The sequence below is a fragment of the Enterobacter asburiae genome, assembly GCF_008080435.1.
Classification (GTDB): Bacteria; Pseudomonadota; Gammaproteobacteria; order Enterobacterales; family Enterobacteriaceae; genus Enterobacter; species Enterobacter asburiae_C.
This window is the reverse complement of sequence record NZ_VRKN01000006.1, coordinates 264,824-280,322: the sequence shown is the minus strand read 5'-3', so window position 1 is coordinate 280,322 and position 15,499 is coordinate 264,824. Positions and strand designations below refer to the sequence as shown.

Annotated in this window: 15 protein-coding genes; 2 read left to right on the top strand and 13 right to left on the bottom strand. The window is 58.5% G+C overall.

Annotated features, from left to right (window positions below; genetic code table 11):
* Positions 1 to 18 precede the first annotated feature (18 nt).
* The 8 genes from hpaA to hpaG all read right to left on the bottom strand — a co-directional run bounded on the left by hpaA (position 19) and on the right by hpaG (position 7,972).
* Positions 19 to 909 carry a 4-hydroxyphenylacetate catabolism regulatory protein HpaA gene (gene hpaA / locus FU672_RS14380; protein ID WP_148243722.1) on the bottom strand — a complete coding sequence of 297 codons (891 nt, stop codon included), beginning with the start codon at positions 907 to 909 and terminating at the stop codon, positions 19 to 21.
* Positions 881 to 2,233, bottom strand: a complete 1,353-nt coding sequence (gene hpaX / locus FU672_RS14375) for a 4-hydroxyphenylacetate permease (protein WP_148243721.1) — start codon at positions 2,231 to 2,233, stop codon at positions 881 to 883. The genes hpaA and hpaX overlap by 29 nt, the downstream gene beginning before the upstream one ends.
* Before the next feature lie 21 nt (positions 2,234 to 2,254).
* On the bottom strand, positions 2,255 to 3,052 hold the full coding sequence (hpaI, locus tag FU672_RS14370; RefSeq protein ID WP_148243720.1) for a 4-hydroxy-2-oxoheptanedioate aldolase: 798 nt from the start codon (positions 3,050 to 3,052) through the stop codon (positions 2,255 to 2,257).
* Between the two features lie 9 nt (positions 3,053 to 3,061).
* Positions 3,062 to 3,865 (bottom strand): 2-oxo-hept-4-ene-1,7-dioate hydratase, encoded by an 804-nt coding sequence (gene hpaH / locus FU672_RS14365; RefSeq protein WP_039262280.1) that lies wholly within the window; start codon positions 3,863 to 3,865, stop codon positions 3,062 to 3,064.
* Positions 3,866 to 3,987: 122 nt separating this feature from the next.
* Entirely contained in the window at positions 3,988 to 4,368 is a 381-nt protein-coding gene (locus FU672_RS14360; RefSeq protein WP_148243719.1) for a 5-carboxymethyl-2-hydroxymuconate Delta-isomerase, read from the bottom strand.
* 9 nt (positions 4,369 to 4,377) lie between these two features.
* Positions 4,378 to 5,229: a 3,4-dihydroxyphenylacetate 2,3-dioxygenase gene (gene hpaD / locus FU672_RS14355; RefSeq protein ID WP_148243718.1), complete on the bottom strand. Its 852-nt coding sequence runs from the start codon at positions 5,227 to 5,229 to the stop codon at positions 4,378 to 4,380.
* 2 nt (positions 5,230 to 5,231) lie between these two features.
* Positions 5,232 to 6,698 (bottom strand): 5-carboxymethyl-2-hydroxymuconate semialdehyde dehydrogenase, encoded by a 1,467-nt coding sequence (hpaE, locus tag FU672_RS14350; protein WP_148243717.1) that lies wholly within the window; start codon positions 6,696 to 6,698, stop codon positions 5,232 to 5,234.
* Positions 6,695 to 7,972 carry a 4-hydroxyphenylacetate degradation bifunctional isomerase/decarboxylase gene (gene hpaG, locus FU672_RS14345; protein ID WP_148243716.1) on the bottom strand — a complete coding sequence of 426 codons (1,278 nt, stop codon included), beginning with the start codon at positions 7,970 to 7,972 and terminating at the stop codon, positions 6,695 to 6,697. The genes hpaE and hpaG overlap by 4 nt, the downstream gene beginning before the upstream one ends.
* A 271-nt stretch (positions 7,973 to 8,243) precedes the next feature.
* Here hpaG and hpaR point away from each other — a divergent pair, with 271 nt between their 5' ends.
* Positions 8,244 to 8,684 (top strand): homoprotocatechuate degradation operon regulator HpaR, encoded by a 441-nt coding sequence (gene hpaR / locus FU672_RS14340; RefSeq protein WP_148243715.1) that lies wholly within the window; start codon positions 8,244 to 8,246, stop codon positions 8,682 to 8,684.
* Positions 8,685 to 8,767: 83 nt separating this feature from the next.
* Positions 8,768 to 10,432 (top strand): methyl-accepting chemotaxis protein, encoded by a 1,665-nt coding sequence (tsr, locus tag FU672_RS14335; protein WP_148243714.1) that lies wholly within the window; start codon positions 8,768 to 8,770, stop codon positions 10,430 to 10,432.
* 92 nt (positions 10,433 to 10,524) lie between these two features.
* On the opposite strand, the gene FU672_RS14330 is transcribed toward tsr, so the two are convergent.
* From FU672_RS14330 to dnaT, 5 genes are all read right to left on the bottom strand, one after another.
* Entirely contained in the window at positions 10,525 to 11,040 is a 516-nt protein-coding gene (locus FU672_RS14330; RefSeq protein ID WP_148243713.1) for a GNAT family N-acetyltransferase, read from the bottom strand.
* Positions 11,040 to 13,331 carry a phosphatidylglycerol--membrane-oligosaccharide glycerophosphotransferase gene (gene opgB, locus FU672_RS14325; protein ID WP_148243712.1) on the bottom strand — a complete coding sequence of 764 codons (2,292 nt, stop codon included), beginning with the start codon at positions 13,329 to 13,331 and terminating at the stop codon, positions 11,040 to 11,042. Before opgB ends, FU672_RS14330 begins: the two co-directional genes overlap by 1 nt.
* Before the next feature lie 270 nt (positions 13,332 to 13,601).
* Positions 13,602 to 14,084: a YjjA family protein gene (locus FU672_RS14320; protein WP_148243711.1), complete on the bottom strand. Its 483-nt coding sequence runs from the start codon at positions 14,082 to 14,084 to the stop codon at positions 13,602 to 13,604.
* Positions 14,085 to 14,167: 83 nt separating this feature from the next.
* The gene (gene dnaC / locus FU672_RS14315) at positions 14,168 to 14,905 is read right to left on the bottom strand and encodes a replicative helicase loader DnaC (protein ID WP_023334409.1); all 738 of its coding nucleotides are present in this window, start codon (positions 14,903 to 14,905) and stop codon (positions 14,168 to 14,170) included.
* The gene (dnaT, locus tag FU672_RS14310; RefSeq protein WP_148243710.1) at positions 14,902 to 15,447 is read right to left on the bottom strand and encodes a primosomal protein DnaT; all 546 of its coding nucleotides are present in this window, start codon (positions 15,445 to 15,447) and stop codon (positions 14,902 to 14,904) included. Before dnaT ends, dnaC begins: the two co-directional genes overlap by 4 nt.
* Between the last annotated feature and the right edge of the window lie 52 nt (positions 15,448 to 15,499).

Below are 15,499 nucleotides of genomic sequence, written 5' to 3'. Positions count from 1 at the left end.
CTACGAACCGTGATGCGTTCAGGAAACCGGTACTTTCTGTGCCCGGTACGCGCTGGGCGAGCACCCCACTAAGCGGTTAAAAAAGCGGGCGAAATAGGCAGGGTCTTTAAACCCCAGCTGCCAGGCAATCTCGCTGACTGCACTGTCAGAAAAGAGCAGTAAGCGCCTGGCTTCACGCAGCTGCCGGTCGAAGATCAGCCGCTTCGGCGGGCGGTTGGCGAAGCGGCGGCAGATATCGGTCAGGCGGGATTCGGTCAGGTGCAGCTCGCTGGCGTATTCCGGCACCGTCCAGTGCTGGTGGTAGTGGGCATCTATCAACTGGGTAAAGCGCTGGAACAGCTTCAGCTCACCACGCATACCGCTTGCAGCGTGGTCGTCGAGCTTCGCGTTACGCAGCAGCAGGGTAAATACCGCCTGCGCCAGCAGAACCAGGGTATGCTCGCGCCCCGGCAGCTGTTCCGTGGATTCCCGGGCAATCAGCTGCCAGTAGTGCTTCAGCGCCGCCAGCTCGTCCGGCCTGTCGGCCAGCGAGAGGCAGATCCCCGGCAGGCCGAACGCTTCCCGTGTGCCGGGGTAGAGCACCTCCAGCAGGGGCCAGATCAGATCCTCGCGCACCGTCAGGACGTGTCCGTCGCTGTCGGATTCGGTGATAAACGCGTGCGGCACCGACGGCGGCGTGAGGACGAACAGCGGCGCCTGCACCGAGTAGCGGTGGTCGTCGAGCTGGAGCTCAATCTGCCCGGTATCGAGAAAGTGCATCTGAAAATACTGGTCATGACGATGCGCCTGCATGTCGCGGCCAAAAAAGGCCGCCATGCGCGCGAACGACTGGTAGTGCACATCGTCGGTGCCCAGACTTTCGTCGTACTCCTTGCTGATATCAATGTTGGCGATGGGGCTCTGGCACATGGCCGCTCCTCTGTTGAGCCCGCTGCGTCATCGGGATGCGCGTCAGCACCAGCGCGCCGACCACCAGTAGCCCAGCCACGAACCACAACCCGGAGCTGAAGCTGCCGGTCGCGTCGCGCAGAATGCCGATCAGCAATGGGCTGACGGCGGATCCCACGTTGCCGATGGCGTTGATCACCGCCAGCGCCACCGCGCGGGACTGCAGGCTAATAACCCGATCCGGCGTGGTCCAGAATATCGCCATGGCGGTAAACGATCCGGTTGAGGCCATGATGATGCCAAGCAGCTGGATCAGGCTGTGATCCGTTGCCGAGGCCAGCATCCATCCCGCCGCTGCGAACAGGTACGGCAGGATGGTGTGCTTTTTTCGCTCTTTCAGCCTGTCGGAGCGGCGGCTCCACCAGATCATCCCGAGGATGGTGCAAAACTGCGGGATCGCCGCCAGCAGGCCGATGACGATATTGCTGCTCCCCGTGTTAAAGCTTTGCAGGATCTGCGGCGTCCAGATGTTGATTGCGCTGAGCGTGTTGGTCAGGCAGAAGTAGGCCAGCGTGTAGAGCAGCACCGCCGGGGTCAGCACTTCGCGCAGCGTCGATCGCGGCGTGACGGATTGGGCAATGGCGACCTCCTGCTCGCGGGCGATCATCATTTTCAGCGCCTGCTTTTCGTCGTCGTCCAGCCAGGTGGCCTGATCCGGCGTGTCGTTGAGGTAAAACCAGGTCACCACGCCAAGCACCACGGAGGGCAGCCCCTCCAGCAGGAACAGCCACTGCCAGCCCTTCAGGTTCCACAGCCCGTCCATCGCCAGAATGTACCCGGAGAGGATCGAGCCGAGCATCATGGTCACCGGCATGGCGATCATAAACAGCGCGTTGGCGCGGGCGCGGTGATAGGCCGGGAACCACCAGGTGAGATACACCAGGATCCCCGGCAGGAAGCCTGCTTCCGCAATGCCCACCAGCATGCGCAGCACATAGAGCGTATGCGGGCTGGTGGCGAACATGGTGCAGGTGGAGGCGATGCCCCACACCACCATGATCCCGGCGATCCAGCGGCGTGCGCCGATCTTCGCCAGCATGATGTTGCTCGGGATCCCGCACAGCACGTAGGTGACGTAAAACAGCGTCGCGGCCAGGCCAAACATGGTCGACGTAAGGCCCAGATCTTTGCCCATCGTCAGCCCGGCAAAGCCGATATTGATGCGATCGAGAAACGAGAAGACAAACAGGATAAAGAGAAAGACGATCAGGCGTCGGAACAGTTTGTTAATGGCGCGATGTTCAACAGCTTTATTATCATGAGTTTGCAGGGTAGAGGTCGTCATGGTGCGCTCCAGATCTTACGTTTAGTAGACGGATTTATTGTTATTAACTGACGTAACCGGTTTTTCGATAAAACGTGCCGCCAGCGCTTCCGCGCCGCGGGCGAGCAGGGTGGTGTCGACCCCGACGGCGACAAACAGCGCGCCAAGCTCAAGATAGCGTTTCGCCAGCTGCTCATTCGCCATCAGGATGCCGGGCGCTTTACCGGCGGCACGGATCTGCGCGATAGCCTGCTCGATGGCGGCCTGCACCTCCGGGTGCTGCGGATTGCCGGCAAAGCCCATGTCGGCGCTGAGATCCGCCGGGCCGATAAACACGCCGTCGACGCCTTCCACGTCCAGGATCTGCGGCAGGTTTTTCAATGCCTCGCGGGTTTCGATCTGCACCAGCACGCACATGGCGTCGTTAGCCTGCTGCAGGTAGTCCGGAATGCGGTTCCAGCGCGACGCTCTAGCCAGGGCGCTGCCGACGCCGCGAATGCCCGCGGGCGGATAGCGGGTGGAACGTACCGCCAGCCGCGCTTCGTCGGCGTTTTGCACCATCGGCACCAGCAGGGTTTGCGCCCCCACGTCCAGCAGCTGTTTAATCTGCACCGGGTCGTTCCACGACGGGCGCACCACCGGTTGGCTGGCGTAGGGGGCAATCGCCTGAAGCTGGGTTAAGACGGTCTGCACGTTGTTTGGCGCGTGCTCCCCGTCGATCAGCAGCCAGTCGAAGCCTGCCCCCGCCAGCAGTTCAGCGCTGTAGCTGCTGGTCAGCCCCAGCCATAAACCGATTTGCGGACGGCCCGCTTTCAGCGCCGCTTTGAATGCGTTTTGCATGGTTATCTCCTAAACAAAGCGGCAGCTGATGGAGCCCATGTTGCCGTAGTCGACGTGGAAGGTGTCGCCTCTGCTGGCGGGCACCGGGCGGGTAAAGGAGCCGCCGAGGATGATTTGCCCCGGCTCAAGCTGCACGTCGTACGGCGCAAGCTTGTTCGCCAGCCACGCCACGCCGTTCGCCGGGTGGTTAAGCACGCCTGCGGCAACGCCGGTCTCTTCGATCACGCCGTTGCGGTAGAGCAGGGCGGAGATCCAGCGCAGATCCAGCTCGTCGGGCTTAATCGGACGGCCGCCGAGGATCACCCCCGCGTTGGCCGCGTTATCGGAGATGGTGTCGAACACCTTGCGCGGACGCTGGGTTTCCGGGTCAACGTTGTGGCAGCGGGCGTCGATCAGCTCCAGCGCGGGGATGACGTAGTCCGTGGCGTTGTAGACGTCGAAGATCGTGCAGTTCGGGCCGCGCAGCGGTTTTGCCAGCACAAACGCCAGCTCCACTTCGATGCGTGGGACGATAAAGCGATCGACAGGAATGTCGCTGCCGTCGTGGAAGAACATGTCGTCCAGCAGGGCGCCGTAGTCCGGCTCGCTGATCTGCGAGCTGGCCTGCATCGCTTTGGAGGTGAGGCCGATCTTGTGGCCTTTCAGCACCCGGCCTTCGGCGATTTTCAGGCTGACCCATTCGCGCTGGACGGCGTAGGCGTCGTCAATGGTGATCGTCGGGTAGTCCAGGGAGATCTGGCGGATTTGCTCCCGAGATTGTTCCGCCTGATGCAGACGATGGGCGATCAGGGTATGGGTATGTTTGTCGAGCATGGCGATATCCTGTTTTATGTTTGTTTTCTCCCTCTCCCCGTGGGAGAGGGACGGGGTGAGGGCATCAGGCCGCAGAGATTTCCCCTCACCCTAACCCTCTCCCAAAGGGAGAGGGGACGGTTTTACTTAAACAACGCGTGCACGTTGTTTTGTTTGTAATTGAGCGTCGGGTGAAGCTCGTCGAGCTCAAACGACAGCGCCAGATAGCGGTTCGCCATCAACTCTGCGAAGTGCGTTTTGATCAGCGTAAACAGCATTTCGCCCACGGCCTCGCGGCTCTCCAGGCTGCGTCCTGCGCCGATTTTCAGCGTCATATGCACAAAGGCGTAATCGTGCCTGCCGTCGGCCATCTGCCAGGTGTCCAGCCAGTGGGCGCGGCTGCGGATACCGCCGATGGGGAAGATGTCCGTGGCGGCGAGCGCCTCGTTCACTTTGGCGAACAGCCCCGGCAGATCGGCCTGCTCGCGGATGTTGTCGGTACATTCAGCAATAAAGTGCGGCATGGTGGCTCCTCAGGCGGGCAGCGGGAAAACGGCGTTGACCTGGCCGGTGCCGGAACTGGCGAACAGCTCGGTGAGGAACTCCACCTTGCCGTCGTACTGGTCCCAGCCGAGCATGCCCAGCAGCATCACCGTGTCGTGCATGTTGCCCTCGCCGTAGCAGTAGTCGGCGTACTCCGGCAGCATGCTGCAAAACTCTTTGAACTGGCCTTCGCGCCACAGCTTCACCACGCGCTCGTCCATCTGGCGGTCGAACTCGCGGGTGTAGCTGTTCATCCCTTCCTCCGCGCGCTGGTCGTCGATGAAGCGGTGCGACAGCGAGCCGCTGGCGAGCACCGCCACGGTGCCGTCGTATTTTTCGATAGCGCTGACGATGGCCTCGCCCAGCCTGCGGCTGTCGGCAAAGTCATGGACGGTGCAGAACGCCGAGATGGAGATCACCTTGAAGTGCTTATCGCTGTTCATGTAGCGCATCGGCACCAGCGTGCCGTACTCCAGCTTCAGGCTTGGGATGTTGTGCGCTTTGGCGCGCACGCCGAGCTTCACCGCTTCGTCGGCAATCAGCTGGCCGAGCGCCGGGTTGCCGTCGTAGTCGTAGGTCATGTCGCGGATAAAGTGCGGCAGCTCGTTGCTGGTGTAGACGCCCGCAAAATGGTCCGCACAATTGATGTGGTACGCACTGTTCACCAGCCAGTGGGTGTCGAACACGATGATGGTGTCCACGCCCAGCTCGCGGCAGCGCTTGCTGATCTCTTTATGCCCGTCGATGGCCGACTGGCGGCAGCCGTGGTTTTTCCCCGGCAGCTCAGAGAGATACATTGACGGAACGTGGGTGATTTTTGCCGCTAACGCTAATTTACCCATTTTCAGATCCCCCACTTTGGAATCGGATGGTCGCCCATGGAGATGCAGACGTTCTTCATCTCCGCGAACACCTCAAAGCTGTACTCGCCGCCCTCGCGGCCGGTGCCGGAGGCCTTCACGCCGCCAAACGGCTGGCGCAGATCGCGCACGTTCTGGGTGTTCACAAACACCATCCCGGCTTCGATGTTGCGCGCCAGGCGCAGCACTTTGCTGATGTCCTGAGTCCAGATATAGGATGCCAGGCCGTACTCCACGTCGTTCGCCAGACGCAGACCTTCCGCTTCGTCCTTAAACGGCAGCAGGCAGGCCACCGGCCCGAAGATCTCCTCCTGCGCCACGCGCATCCGGTTGTCGACGTCCGCCAGCACGGTCGGGCGCAGGAAGTTGCCGCCTTTCAGGTGCGCAGGCAGATCGGTCGGTTTGTCCGGGCCGCCCGCCAGCAGGGTCGCCCCCTCTTCAATGCCGAGGCGGATATAGCCGGAGACTTTTTCCCAGTGCTGCTGGCTGATCAGCGCGCCAATCTGGGTGTTCGGATCGGTCGGGTCGCCCACGCGAAGGCGACTGGCGCGTTCGGCAAAGCGCTTGACGAATTCCGGGTAGATGCTCTGCTGGATAAAGATGCGCGAGCCCGCGGTGCAGCGCTCGCCGTTGATGGAGAAGATGGTGAACAGGGCGGCGTCCAGCGCGCGCTCGATGTCGGCATCTTCAAAAATCAGCACCGGGGATTTGCCGCCCAGCTCCATGGAGTATTTCTTCAGCCCGGCGTTTTTCATGATGTTGCGCCCGGTGGCGGTGCCGCCGGTAAAGGAGACGGCGCGCACGTCGTGATGGCGCACCAGCGCGTCACCTGCCGTGGCACCGTAGCCCTGCACCACGTTCAGCACACCCGCCGGAATGCCCGCCTCCAGCGCCAGCTCACCCAGACGGTCTGCGGTGAGCGGGGAGAGTTCAGACATCTTCAGCACCGCGGTGTTTCCGAGTGCCAGGCACGGCGCGACCTTCCAGGTGGCGGTCATAAACGGCACGTTCCACGGCGACACCAGCGCGCAGACGCCGACCGGCTGCACCAGGGTGTAGTTCAGCATCTTGTCATCGACCGGGTAGGTTTTGCCGTTCATCTGCTGGCACACCTCGGCGAAAAACTCGAAGTTGTGCGAGGCACGCGGGATCAGCACGTTTTTGGTCTGGTGGATAGGCAGGCCGGTATCGGCGGTTTCCATGGCGGCGATCTCGGGCACGTTCTGGTCGATCAGGTCGCCCAGACGGCGCATCAGGCGCGCGCGCTCCTTCATTGGCAGGTTAGCCCACGTCGGGAACGCCTCTTTGGCGGCAGCGACGGCCTGGTGAATTTCAGCTTCACCGCCGGAGGCCACTTCTGCCAGCACCTCACCGGAGGCCGGGTTGGTGGTGTGGAAGTACTCACTTCCCGCGACGTTTTTACCGTTGATCCAGTGGTTAATCTTTTTCATTTTGCAGTCTCCTCGCTGACAATCCGGTTCACCAGGCGTCCCACGCCTTCCACTTCCACCACCACTTCATCACCCGGCACCACATCGGACAGCCCTTTCGGCGTGCCGGTGGCAATCATGTCGCCCGGCTGCAGGGTCATAAAATCGCTCAGGTACGCAATCAGGAACGGAATGCTGAAGATCAGATCCGCCGTGGTGCCTTCCTGGCGCAGTTCGCCGTTGACGAAGGTGCGCAGGGCGAGGTTGTGCGGGTCGGGAATCGCCGTTTTCGGCACGATGTGGGGGGAAATGGGCGTCAGCCCGTCGCGGCTTTTTACCCGCAAATTCGGGCGGTAGTAGTTTTCCAGGTAATCACGGATGGCGTAGTCGTTGCAGACCGTATAGCCCGCAACATAGTCCATCGCCCAGGATTCGCTGACCTTACGCGCGGTTTTACCGATGACCACCACCAGCTCCGCTTCGTAATGCATGTATTCGATATTGTTCGGGCGCACCGACGTCTGGCTGTCGCCGTTGAAGGTGTTTGGCGCTTTGATAAATACCAGCGGCTCGGTAGGCGGTTTGAAGTCCAGCTCGCTGGCGTGATCGGCATAGTTCAGACCGAGGGCAAACAGCGTGGCGTGCGGCGGCGTGCTGTGAGCAATAGTGACGTTGCGCTCATCCAGCACCGGGTTTTCCAGCGGCGGAAAACCTTCCGCCAGAATACGCACGCGATCGCCCGGGCGGATCTCAACACGGCTTTGCGGGGTGCCGAGCAATATCGCATCGCCGGGATTGAGGGTGGCGAACTCGCTCAGGGCGCTCAGCAGTTCGGCAGCGTTACGCTGAAGATCGGCCGTATTCCAGTGGTCCGCTTCGCGGCCGTTGATCTCGGTGATGATGGTCAGGTTATCCACGTTATCAACGGCGATCGGTTCGCCGAGCGGGCAAAAACCGTCCCGGCACTTGGCCTTAATGGCCGGGCGGTAGAAGCTCTCTTCCGGCAGGCTCACTTCGTTGGCGAGCGCATATCCTGCGATGTACTCCGCGGCGTCCTCCACGCGCACCTTGCTGGCGGTTTTGCCCACCACCAGCGCCACCGTCGCGCCGCTTAGCACCGTTTCCCCCTGCGGAAAGGGGATCGGCTCGCCCGCACGAATCACCGTATTGTGCGGCTTGATAAACCACACGGCGGTTTTCGGCGGCGTGCTGTAGGGGGCTTTTTCAAATGCCTCACGCCAGGCTTCACGCTGGCTTTGATGGTTGAGGGCGACGGCAAAAACGGTACCTTTCATTCACATACTCCTCACCCCGGCGGTCCGGGTTATGATTTCATTAATATGTTAATGATCTGTTTTTATGCTTTTGCTGTTCATTTCGCAATCAGAAGTGAAAAATTTGTGATATGAATAACAATAAATTTACATCATGGGTTTTATTTATATATAAATTAGTGAGTTAATAAAATTGACGGGTTTCTGTTAGACTTTTTGACGGAAAATATGTTGCTTATAAAAACATCTTTTAGTGATTGTTTACTTGTTAATGATGTGAAGGGGAGAGGCTATGCATGACTCATTAACCATCGCGCTGCTGCAGGCGCGGGAAGCGGCGATGTCTTACTTCCGCCCGATTGTGAAGCGCCATAACCTGACCGAGCAGCAGTGGCGCATCGTGCGCGTGCTGGCTGAACATCCGTCGATGGATTTTCACGATCTGGCGTTTCGCACCTGCATTTTGCGCCCGAGCCTGACCGGTATTCTGACGCGCATGGAGCGTGACGGCCTGGTGCTGCGCTTAAAGCCGGTGAACGACCAGCGCAAGCTGTACGTGTCGCTGACCAAAGAGGGGAATGCGCTGTATGAACACGCCCAGGCGCAGGTCGAAGAGGCGTATCAGCAGATTGAGGCGGAATACACGCCGGAGAAGATGAAACAGCTGACGGCGCTGCTGGAAGAGTTTATTGAACTCGGAAACCGGCATAACGCAGTGCGGGAAGAAGAGTAAAAACCCCAAATTCCAGGATGATTTTCGTAAAGTTTTCCCTTTCCAGGCCGAAAATTCTGTATCTGTCTGAGGAAAGAGAAAACATGTTGAACCGTATCAAGATTGTCACCAGCTTAATGCTGGTTTTAGCGATATTTGGCCTTTTACAACTCACATCCGGTGGTCTTTTCTTTAATGCCCTTAAGAATGACAAAGAGAATTTCACCGTCCTGCAAACCATTCGCCAGCAACAATCCACGCTGAACGCCAGCTGGGTAGCGTTGCTGCAAACCCGTAATACCCTGAACCGCGCGGGTATCCGCTACATGATGGATCAGAGCAATATCGGCAGCGGCGCGACCGTTAACGATTTGATGCAAATCGCGTCTACGTCTCTGAAACAGGCGGAAAAAAACTGGGCTGCCTACGAAGCCCTGCCGCGCGATCCGCGTCAAAGCGATGCGGATGCCATGGAGATCAAGCGTAACTATGATATTTACCACGGTGCGCTGGCGGAGCTGATTCAGCTGCTGGGTGCAGGCAAAATCAACGCCTTCTTCGACCAACCGACCCAGAGTTACCAGGATGGTTTTGAGAAGCAGTATGTGAGCTACCTGCAGCAGAACGACAAGCTCTACCAGATGGCGGTCGAAGACAGCGACAGCTCCTTCAGCCAGGCTATCTGGGTGCTGATCAGCGTCCTGATTGCCGTGCTGGTGGTGATCGTGGCCGTCTGGCTCAACATCAAGCAGACCCTGATCTCTCCGCTGAATCGTCTGATCGACAACATTCGCCATATCGCCAGCGGCGATCTGGTGAAGCGTATTGAGGTTCAGGGCACCAACGAGATGGGTGAACTGGCCGACTCGCTGCGCCATATGCAGGGTGAGCTGGTGCGTACCGTCGGCGACGTGCGTAACGGTGCCAATGCGATCTACAGCGGCGCGAGCGAAATTGCGATGGGCAATAACGACCTCTCTTCCCGTACTGAACAGCAGGCCGCTTCCCTGGAAGAGACCGCTGCCAGCATGGAGCAGCTGACGGCGACCGTTAAGCAGAACGCCGAAAACGCCCGTCAGGCGAGCCATCTTGCCCTGAGCGCCTCTGAAACCGCGCAGAAAGGCGGTAAAGTAGTGGATAACGTGGTGCAGACCATGCGCGATATCGCGGGCAGTTCGCAGAAAATTGCCGACATTATCAGCGTGATCGACGGCATTGCTTTCCAGACCAACATTCTGGCACTGAACGCGGCGGTAGAAGCGGCGCGTGCGGGTGAGCAGGGGCGTGGTTTTGCGGTGGTGGCAGGTGAAGTGCGTAACCTGGCCCAGCGCAGCGCCCAGGCGGCTCGTGAAATCAAGAGCCTGATTGAAGACTCCGTGGGCCGCGTGGAAGTGGGCTCAACGCTGGTAGAAAGTGCCGGTGAAACCATGGGTGAGATCGTGAACGCGGTGACCCGCGTAACGGATATCATGGGTGAAATCGCCTCTGCGTCTGACGAGCAGAGCCGCGGTATCGACCAGGTGGGTCTGGCGGTAGCTGAGATGGATCGCGTGACCCAGCAGAACGCCTCGCTGGTTGAGGAATCTGCCGCAGCGGCGGCCGCACTGGAAGAGCAGGCGAGCCGTCTGACTCAGGCCGTGGCGGTGTTCCGCATTCAGCAGGAGCAGATGAAAGCGCGCGAATTCGCCGCGGCTAAAGCGGTTTCCACGCCGGTGATGGCGCGTAAAACCGCGACGGCCGATTCAGGCGATAACTGGGAAACGTTCTAACTCTGTGCGTTGTGCCGGGTGGCGGCTGCGCCTTACCCGGCCTACGATTCAGGGTTTTGTAGGCCCGGTAAGCGCAGCGCCACCGGGCGATATTACAGAGGCAGGCGCATAGCGCAGCGCGTTTCATACGCTAAGCCGTGCGCGGTCTCTTCTTCTCTTTTCTGACGCAGTTCAGGCGTGAGTGCCGTTACGTATTCAAACCCCAACCGCGCATAGAACGGCGCGTTCCACGGTACGTCCCGAAACGTCGTCAACGTCAGCGACGCCAGCCCCAGCCTGCGGGCATGATCAGCCGCACAGGCGATGAGCTGCCGGCCCATTCCTTTTCCCTGCCAGTCCAGATCAACCGAAAGCTCCACGATAAACAGCGACGAAGAGTGCGCTTCGGCGAGGATAAACCCCGCGGGGCGGTCATTCGCCAGCGCCAGCCAGCTTAGCCCACGTTCGGCATACTCAAGGTGCTGCTCAGCGGAAATGACCTCGCCATCGGCAAGCCAGGCGAGCTCCGGGTCTTCACGAAAGCGCTCGCCCGCCGCGCGTTCAATGGCGGGCAGGGCGGCAACGTCGCCGGGACGCGTGGGTCGAACGGTGATGTTAAGGTCGACCATTAGCCTGCGCTACTCACAATTTTAATTTCTACCATGCCAATCCCGAGTTCGCGCGGTGAATGGCCGAGAATATTCCCTTCATTGGTGGACTGCGGATCCGGTGGCACGATCACCAGGGTATTGCTGCGCGATGGATTCTCAAAATGCAGCGTGTGCGTGCTCACATCGTTCCCGAGCGTTAGCGTCTGCTCCCTGTCGCCCACGCGCACCGGTACGGGCCTGTTAGCGTTGGGGCCATACGCTCTGGCGGTGATCACCAGGTCGAATTGTTCCGGCAGCGGATGGGTGTACTCAATTTTCACCTCGTTGCCCAGCTGCGCGTTTGACCAGCGTCCCCAGGACTCCGGACGCGAGATGCCGCTAAACTGCTTCACTTCCTCGGGGGCGCCGGCCACGTTAAAGATAAAGCTGTCCGCCTTATAGCGAATATCGTTATCGACGATTTTCAGCATGTCGATGTTGTGCTGATAGCGCGCCGTATCAATCACCGTATCTTTAAACGCGGTCTTGCCTTTCCACTGGGCTTTATCAACGTGCTGCACGGTTTGCTCCCCGCCGAGCTGACCCTGAGAGATGCACCAGTCGGTAGAAAGCGCCAGCGGCTGTGACCAGAGCTGGCCCATTTTGTAACATCTGTCGACCCAGACGAAATTATCGCGTGGAGCAAAATCGGCCAGCTGATAGCGCAGCGGCGCGGAATATTCGCTTTCCGGCAGCGGCTCAACGCGACCCTCCGACACCCGCACCAGCAGCGGCAGACGGAAGTTGCTGCCCGAGAAGGCAATCGTGTTTTTATCCCGATCGACGGTGAAGTCTTTCATCTCTTTCGGGAAGTTCCACAGGCGGATGATGTCTGGCTTCCAGGCGAGGATTTTTTCCTTCATGTTGAGGAACACTTCCGACAGGGATTGCCCCGATAGCGTACTGCGGCCCAGGCCAATAAAGTTGTCGCCGCCCAGAATGTCCAGCACGGTTGCGCCGTTATCCATGGAGTTGCGTTTGGTGGCGATCACCTCCTGCTGCGGCTGATCGCCGCGCAGGACGAAGAACAGATTGCTGCGATCCTGCTTGTTGAGCTGATCCCAGGCGCTGTTTTTCATCGCCAGATGGTCAGATGAGACGACGATGATGGTGTTTTTAAACCAGGGCGAGGCTTTGATTTTCTCGACCAGTGCCGCAATGTGCTCCTGGCTGCAGGTGACGGCGCTGAAAGACGTGTTGTTTTTGCCGTCAACGTCATAGCGTTTGCGTTTACAGCTGCGCGAGACGAACCCGTCCGGATGGTGGGTGTCCACCGTCAGCGCAAAGAGGGAGAAACGCTTGCCCGCGCGGGAGAGCTCCTCGAATTTCTTCCAGGTTTCGTCGAGTACCGTATCGTCATAGAAGCCCCAGTCGTTACGGTAGCTCGGATCGGCAACCGTCGTTTTTAACTCTTCTGAGCCATACAGGTGGTCAAAACCGTGGGATTTCAGGAACACGTCTTTTCCGGCAAAGCGCAGGTTTGCCCCCTGCACAAAATAGTTTTCGTAGCCGGAGTTTTTCAGGATATCGCCGAGGCAAATATTCTGTGGGAAGAACGTCGACATCGAGGCTGAGGCGTTACCTTCAAAAGGCGCGAACAGCGGGATACCACACTGGGAAGCAACCATTCCGGCAATCGTATAATCCGTACCGGGCAGCTGCATGGTGTGGCTGAAATCAAGACCTTCATTTTTCAGCGCACCCAGGTCTGGCGTCAGGTCCGGGAACGCATCGTTATCAAAGTACGTGCGCTCCAGACTTTCACCGTAGATATAGACCAGATTGAGTTTCGGGTTGGCGATCGTTTTCGACGGTTCTTTATAGTAAGCCACGAAATCAGGATCGCCGTCGCGCGACTGGGATTTCACCAGCTCGGTGATCTGATGGAACGCCGGGCTGGCGTCGACGGAGGCCAGCGCAAGGAATAACGCGAGCAGGCTGTAGCCATGATGGTGCGGATGATGGCGGCGTCGACGCAGCACCCAGGCCAGCGCGCCAAAAATCGTCACCAGCGCGACGATAAGGCCGAGCCCTGGAAGAATGTACTTGCCCACACCCGCGCCTGTCAGGCTGTTCGTCAGCGTGTAGAGCACCGCATCGTTAATACCGTCACCGGTAAAGTAATCGCTGGCGTATAAGGTAATGTTTAAAATAATAAAAATGCCGAGCACCACCAGCGTGGCGATAAACCACCAGGTGTGACGGCCGGCTTTCCAGGCGTAAACGCCGACAGAAGCCAGAAAAAGGATAAGAGACATGAATTCAGACAACAGCATATCCTCATGACGCCAGATGGTTCGCTGGCTAACTGTTTATTTTTTGGGTCATACAATGTAATTGCGATGTCGTTAAGCTGCAATTTTAGTGTCACGAAAATGTGCTGTTGTTAGGATTTGGTTTAGAAAATCGTTTTTATGAAGAGGGACACATCCTGACAAACGGACGCTGAGACGGTGGCAGGTAGGAAAAACGCTCATTTAGCGCCGCGTTGCAAGACTATCGCATTAAACGCGGCGCGTTGTGGCAGAAAATGGGATGGATCAGGAGAGGAAATTAACGCCTTGTTTCAGCACCAGATCGCAGGCTTTGGTTTTCACCTGTTTTGCCAGAGAAGAGTTGCCGAGGGTGCTCAGGTTAAGCTGCTGGCCGTTTTGCGCGTTAAGCAGGCCCTGAATGCCGTCCATATAGTTGGTGTCCGCTTTCTGCTCCTGGGTATCCAGACCCAGTTTACCCAGCACCTGGTTTTTCACGTTTTGCGCGTCGGTCACGGAGGCCAGCTTTTGCTTCGCGCAATATTCCAGAATCCCCGCCGCATTGTTCATCGTGCCCGCGCTAAGGCTCTGGGAGCTGTTGCCCAGCAGGCTGGTGAGGGAAGAGGCGGAAAGTCCGCCCTGAGAGCCGCTGCTCTCTTTGCTCAGCTCATTTGCTGCGCTTGACAGGGACTCCTGCCACGACGCCGCTTGCGCTGCGCCGGTCACCAGCAGCGCGCCTAAAAAGGTGCTGATTAGAATCTGTTTTTTCATCATGGCTCTCTCAAAAAGGTCCGTTTTGGGCCGAAGGGGTTCCAGTATATACCTATGCCCTTCCGGCGATTCCTGGAACTGTCTTAATACTCTTTGCCGGTGACGCGGCTGCGGTAACTTTCCCAGTCGAAGATGACATAGAGACTGTTACCCAGCTTCATGCGGTCCATGACGCGTTCCCCCAGTAAACGGGTCATCTCGTCGATATTGTGGTTCGTCAGCATGCCGGTGGGGCGTTTGGACGAGGAGCGGCGATCGACTATCTGGTTGATGATCACTTTTTCATAGCGGGATTCTGTCTGAACGCCAATCTCATCAATGACCAGTAAATCAACATTGCTCAGATCGTTAAGCAGTTGCTCTTCGCTGGTTTCGCGGTTGCTGAAGGTGTCTTTCATCGCGGACATGATATCGGCCACGGTGATGATAAGAACCGATTTACCCCGCAGAAGCAGCTCGTTGCAGATGGCGGCTGCCAGGTGGTTTTTTCCGGTGCCCGGCTTGCCGCTAAAGATGAAGCTGGCGATGTTACCGTCGAATTCATCCACGTACTGACGGGCGGCCGCAAGGGCGTTCATCTGCCCGTTGGTTTCGACTTTATAGTTATCGAACGAGCAGTTCTGGTGCAGGGGACGGATACCGGAACGGTTAAAGGTGCGCTGCATTTTCATCGCCCGGTTTTCCCTGGCGAGCGCGGCGGCGCGGATCTCACCTTGCTCTTTTTGCCACGCCAGCAGCTCTTCACCCGTGGTGAAAGCGGGCTTCACGTTGGCAGGCATCATTTTTTGCAGACGTTTCATCAGGTCGCCGACGTTCTTCATTTCGCACCTCGGAATCCACTGGGGATCTGTTTATCCGGTTCTGAAAACGCGTTGATGTCGCGTTTGGGCTGGCCGTTGTTGCCGGCGCGGGTAATTTGAAGATGACGCGCGAGCTTTTGCTGCCACTGAATGTGGGTGAAGACTTTACCTTCCGCCTGCCACCAGGCAGTAAACGCGGCAAGTTCTTCCGCGGTGGCCGGTTGGGTTAACGCAATGCCCCACAGCGCCGCCTGTCGCTGAAAATCCGCATCCGGTTGCCAGCCCGCGTACAGGGCAAATTTTCCCATCGGAACGGTCACGGGGATGTTAACCGGTTCATCAAAGAACTGGTTGTCCAGCGTGACATCGCTCGCCGGGCGTGACACTTGCGCTTCGATCTCCAGAAGCTGTGCCAGACGTTCCGGTGTGATTGCGTAAAACGCCGGAGCGTTGTCGGCAAAAACCGCAACCGTGCCGCCTTCGGCGTGAGTCAACACACCGCGTGGGTCGTGCATAAAGGCATCAATGCCAGCAATGCTGGTGGTCAGAATTCTGGAGGACATAACGCTTACTCTACTGATTACTACGGGCGTGATATAGGCTTATGGTAGCACA

Coding starts and splice junctions, on each gene's coding strand:
- hpaA (WP_148243722.1), bottom strand. CDS start 909: ATGTGCCAGAGCCCCATCGCCAACATTGATATCAGCAAGGAGTACGAC.
- hpaX (WP_148243721.1), bottom strand. CDS start 2,233: ATGACGACCTCTACCCTGCAAACTCATGATAATAAAGCTGTTGAACAT.
- hpaI (WP_148243720.1), bottom strand. CDS start 3,052: ATGCAAAACGCATTCAAAGCGGCGCTGAAAGCGGGCCGTCCGCAAATC.
- hpaH (WP_039262280.1), bottom strand. CDS start 3,865: ATGCTCGACAAACATACCCATACCCTGATCGCCCATCGTCTGCATCAG.
- FU672_RS14360 (WP_148243719.1), bottom strand. CDS start 4,368: ATGCCGCACTTTATTGCTGAATGTACCGACAACATCCGCGAGCAGGCC.
- hpaD (WP_148243718.1), bottom strand. CDS start 5,229: ATGGGTAAATTAGCGTTAGCGGCAAAAATCACCCACGTTCCGTCAATG.
- hpaE (WP_148243717.1), bottom strand. CDS start 6,698: ATGAAAAAGATTAACCACTGGATCAACGGTAAAAACGTCGCGGGAAGT.
- hpaG (WP_148243716.1), bottom strand. CDS start 7,972: ATGAAAGGTACCGTTTTTGCCGTCGCCCTCAACCATCAAAGCCAGCGT.
- hpaR (WP_148243715.1), top strand. CDS start 8,244: ATGCATGACTCATTAACCATCGCGCTGCTGCAGGCGCGGGAAGCGGCG.
- tsr (WP_148243714.1), top strand. CDS start 8,768: ATGTTGAACCGTATCAAGATTGTCACCAGCTTAATGCTGGTTTTAGCG.
- FU672_RS14330 (WP_148243713.1), bottom strand. CDS start 11,040: ATGGTCGACCTTAACATCACCGTTCGACCCACGCGTCCCGGCGACGTT.
- FU672_RS14320 (WP_148243711.1), bottom strand. CDS start 14,084: ATGAAAAAACAGATTCTAATCAGCACCTTTTTAGGCGCGCTGCTGGTG.
- dnaC (WP_023334409.1), bottom strand. CDS start 14,905: ATGAAGAACGTCGGCGACCTGATGAAACGTCTGCAAAAAATGATGCCT.
- dnaT (WP_148243710.1), bottom strand. CDS start 15,447: ATGTCCTCCAGAATTCTGACCACCAGCATTGCTGGCATTGATGCCTTT.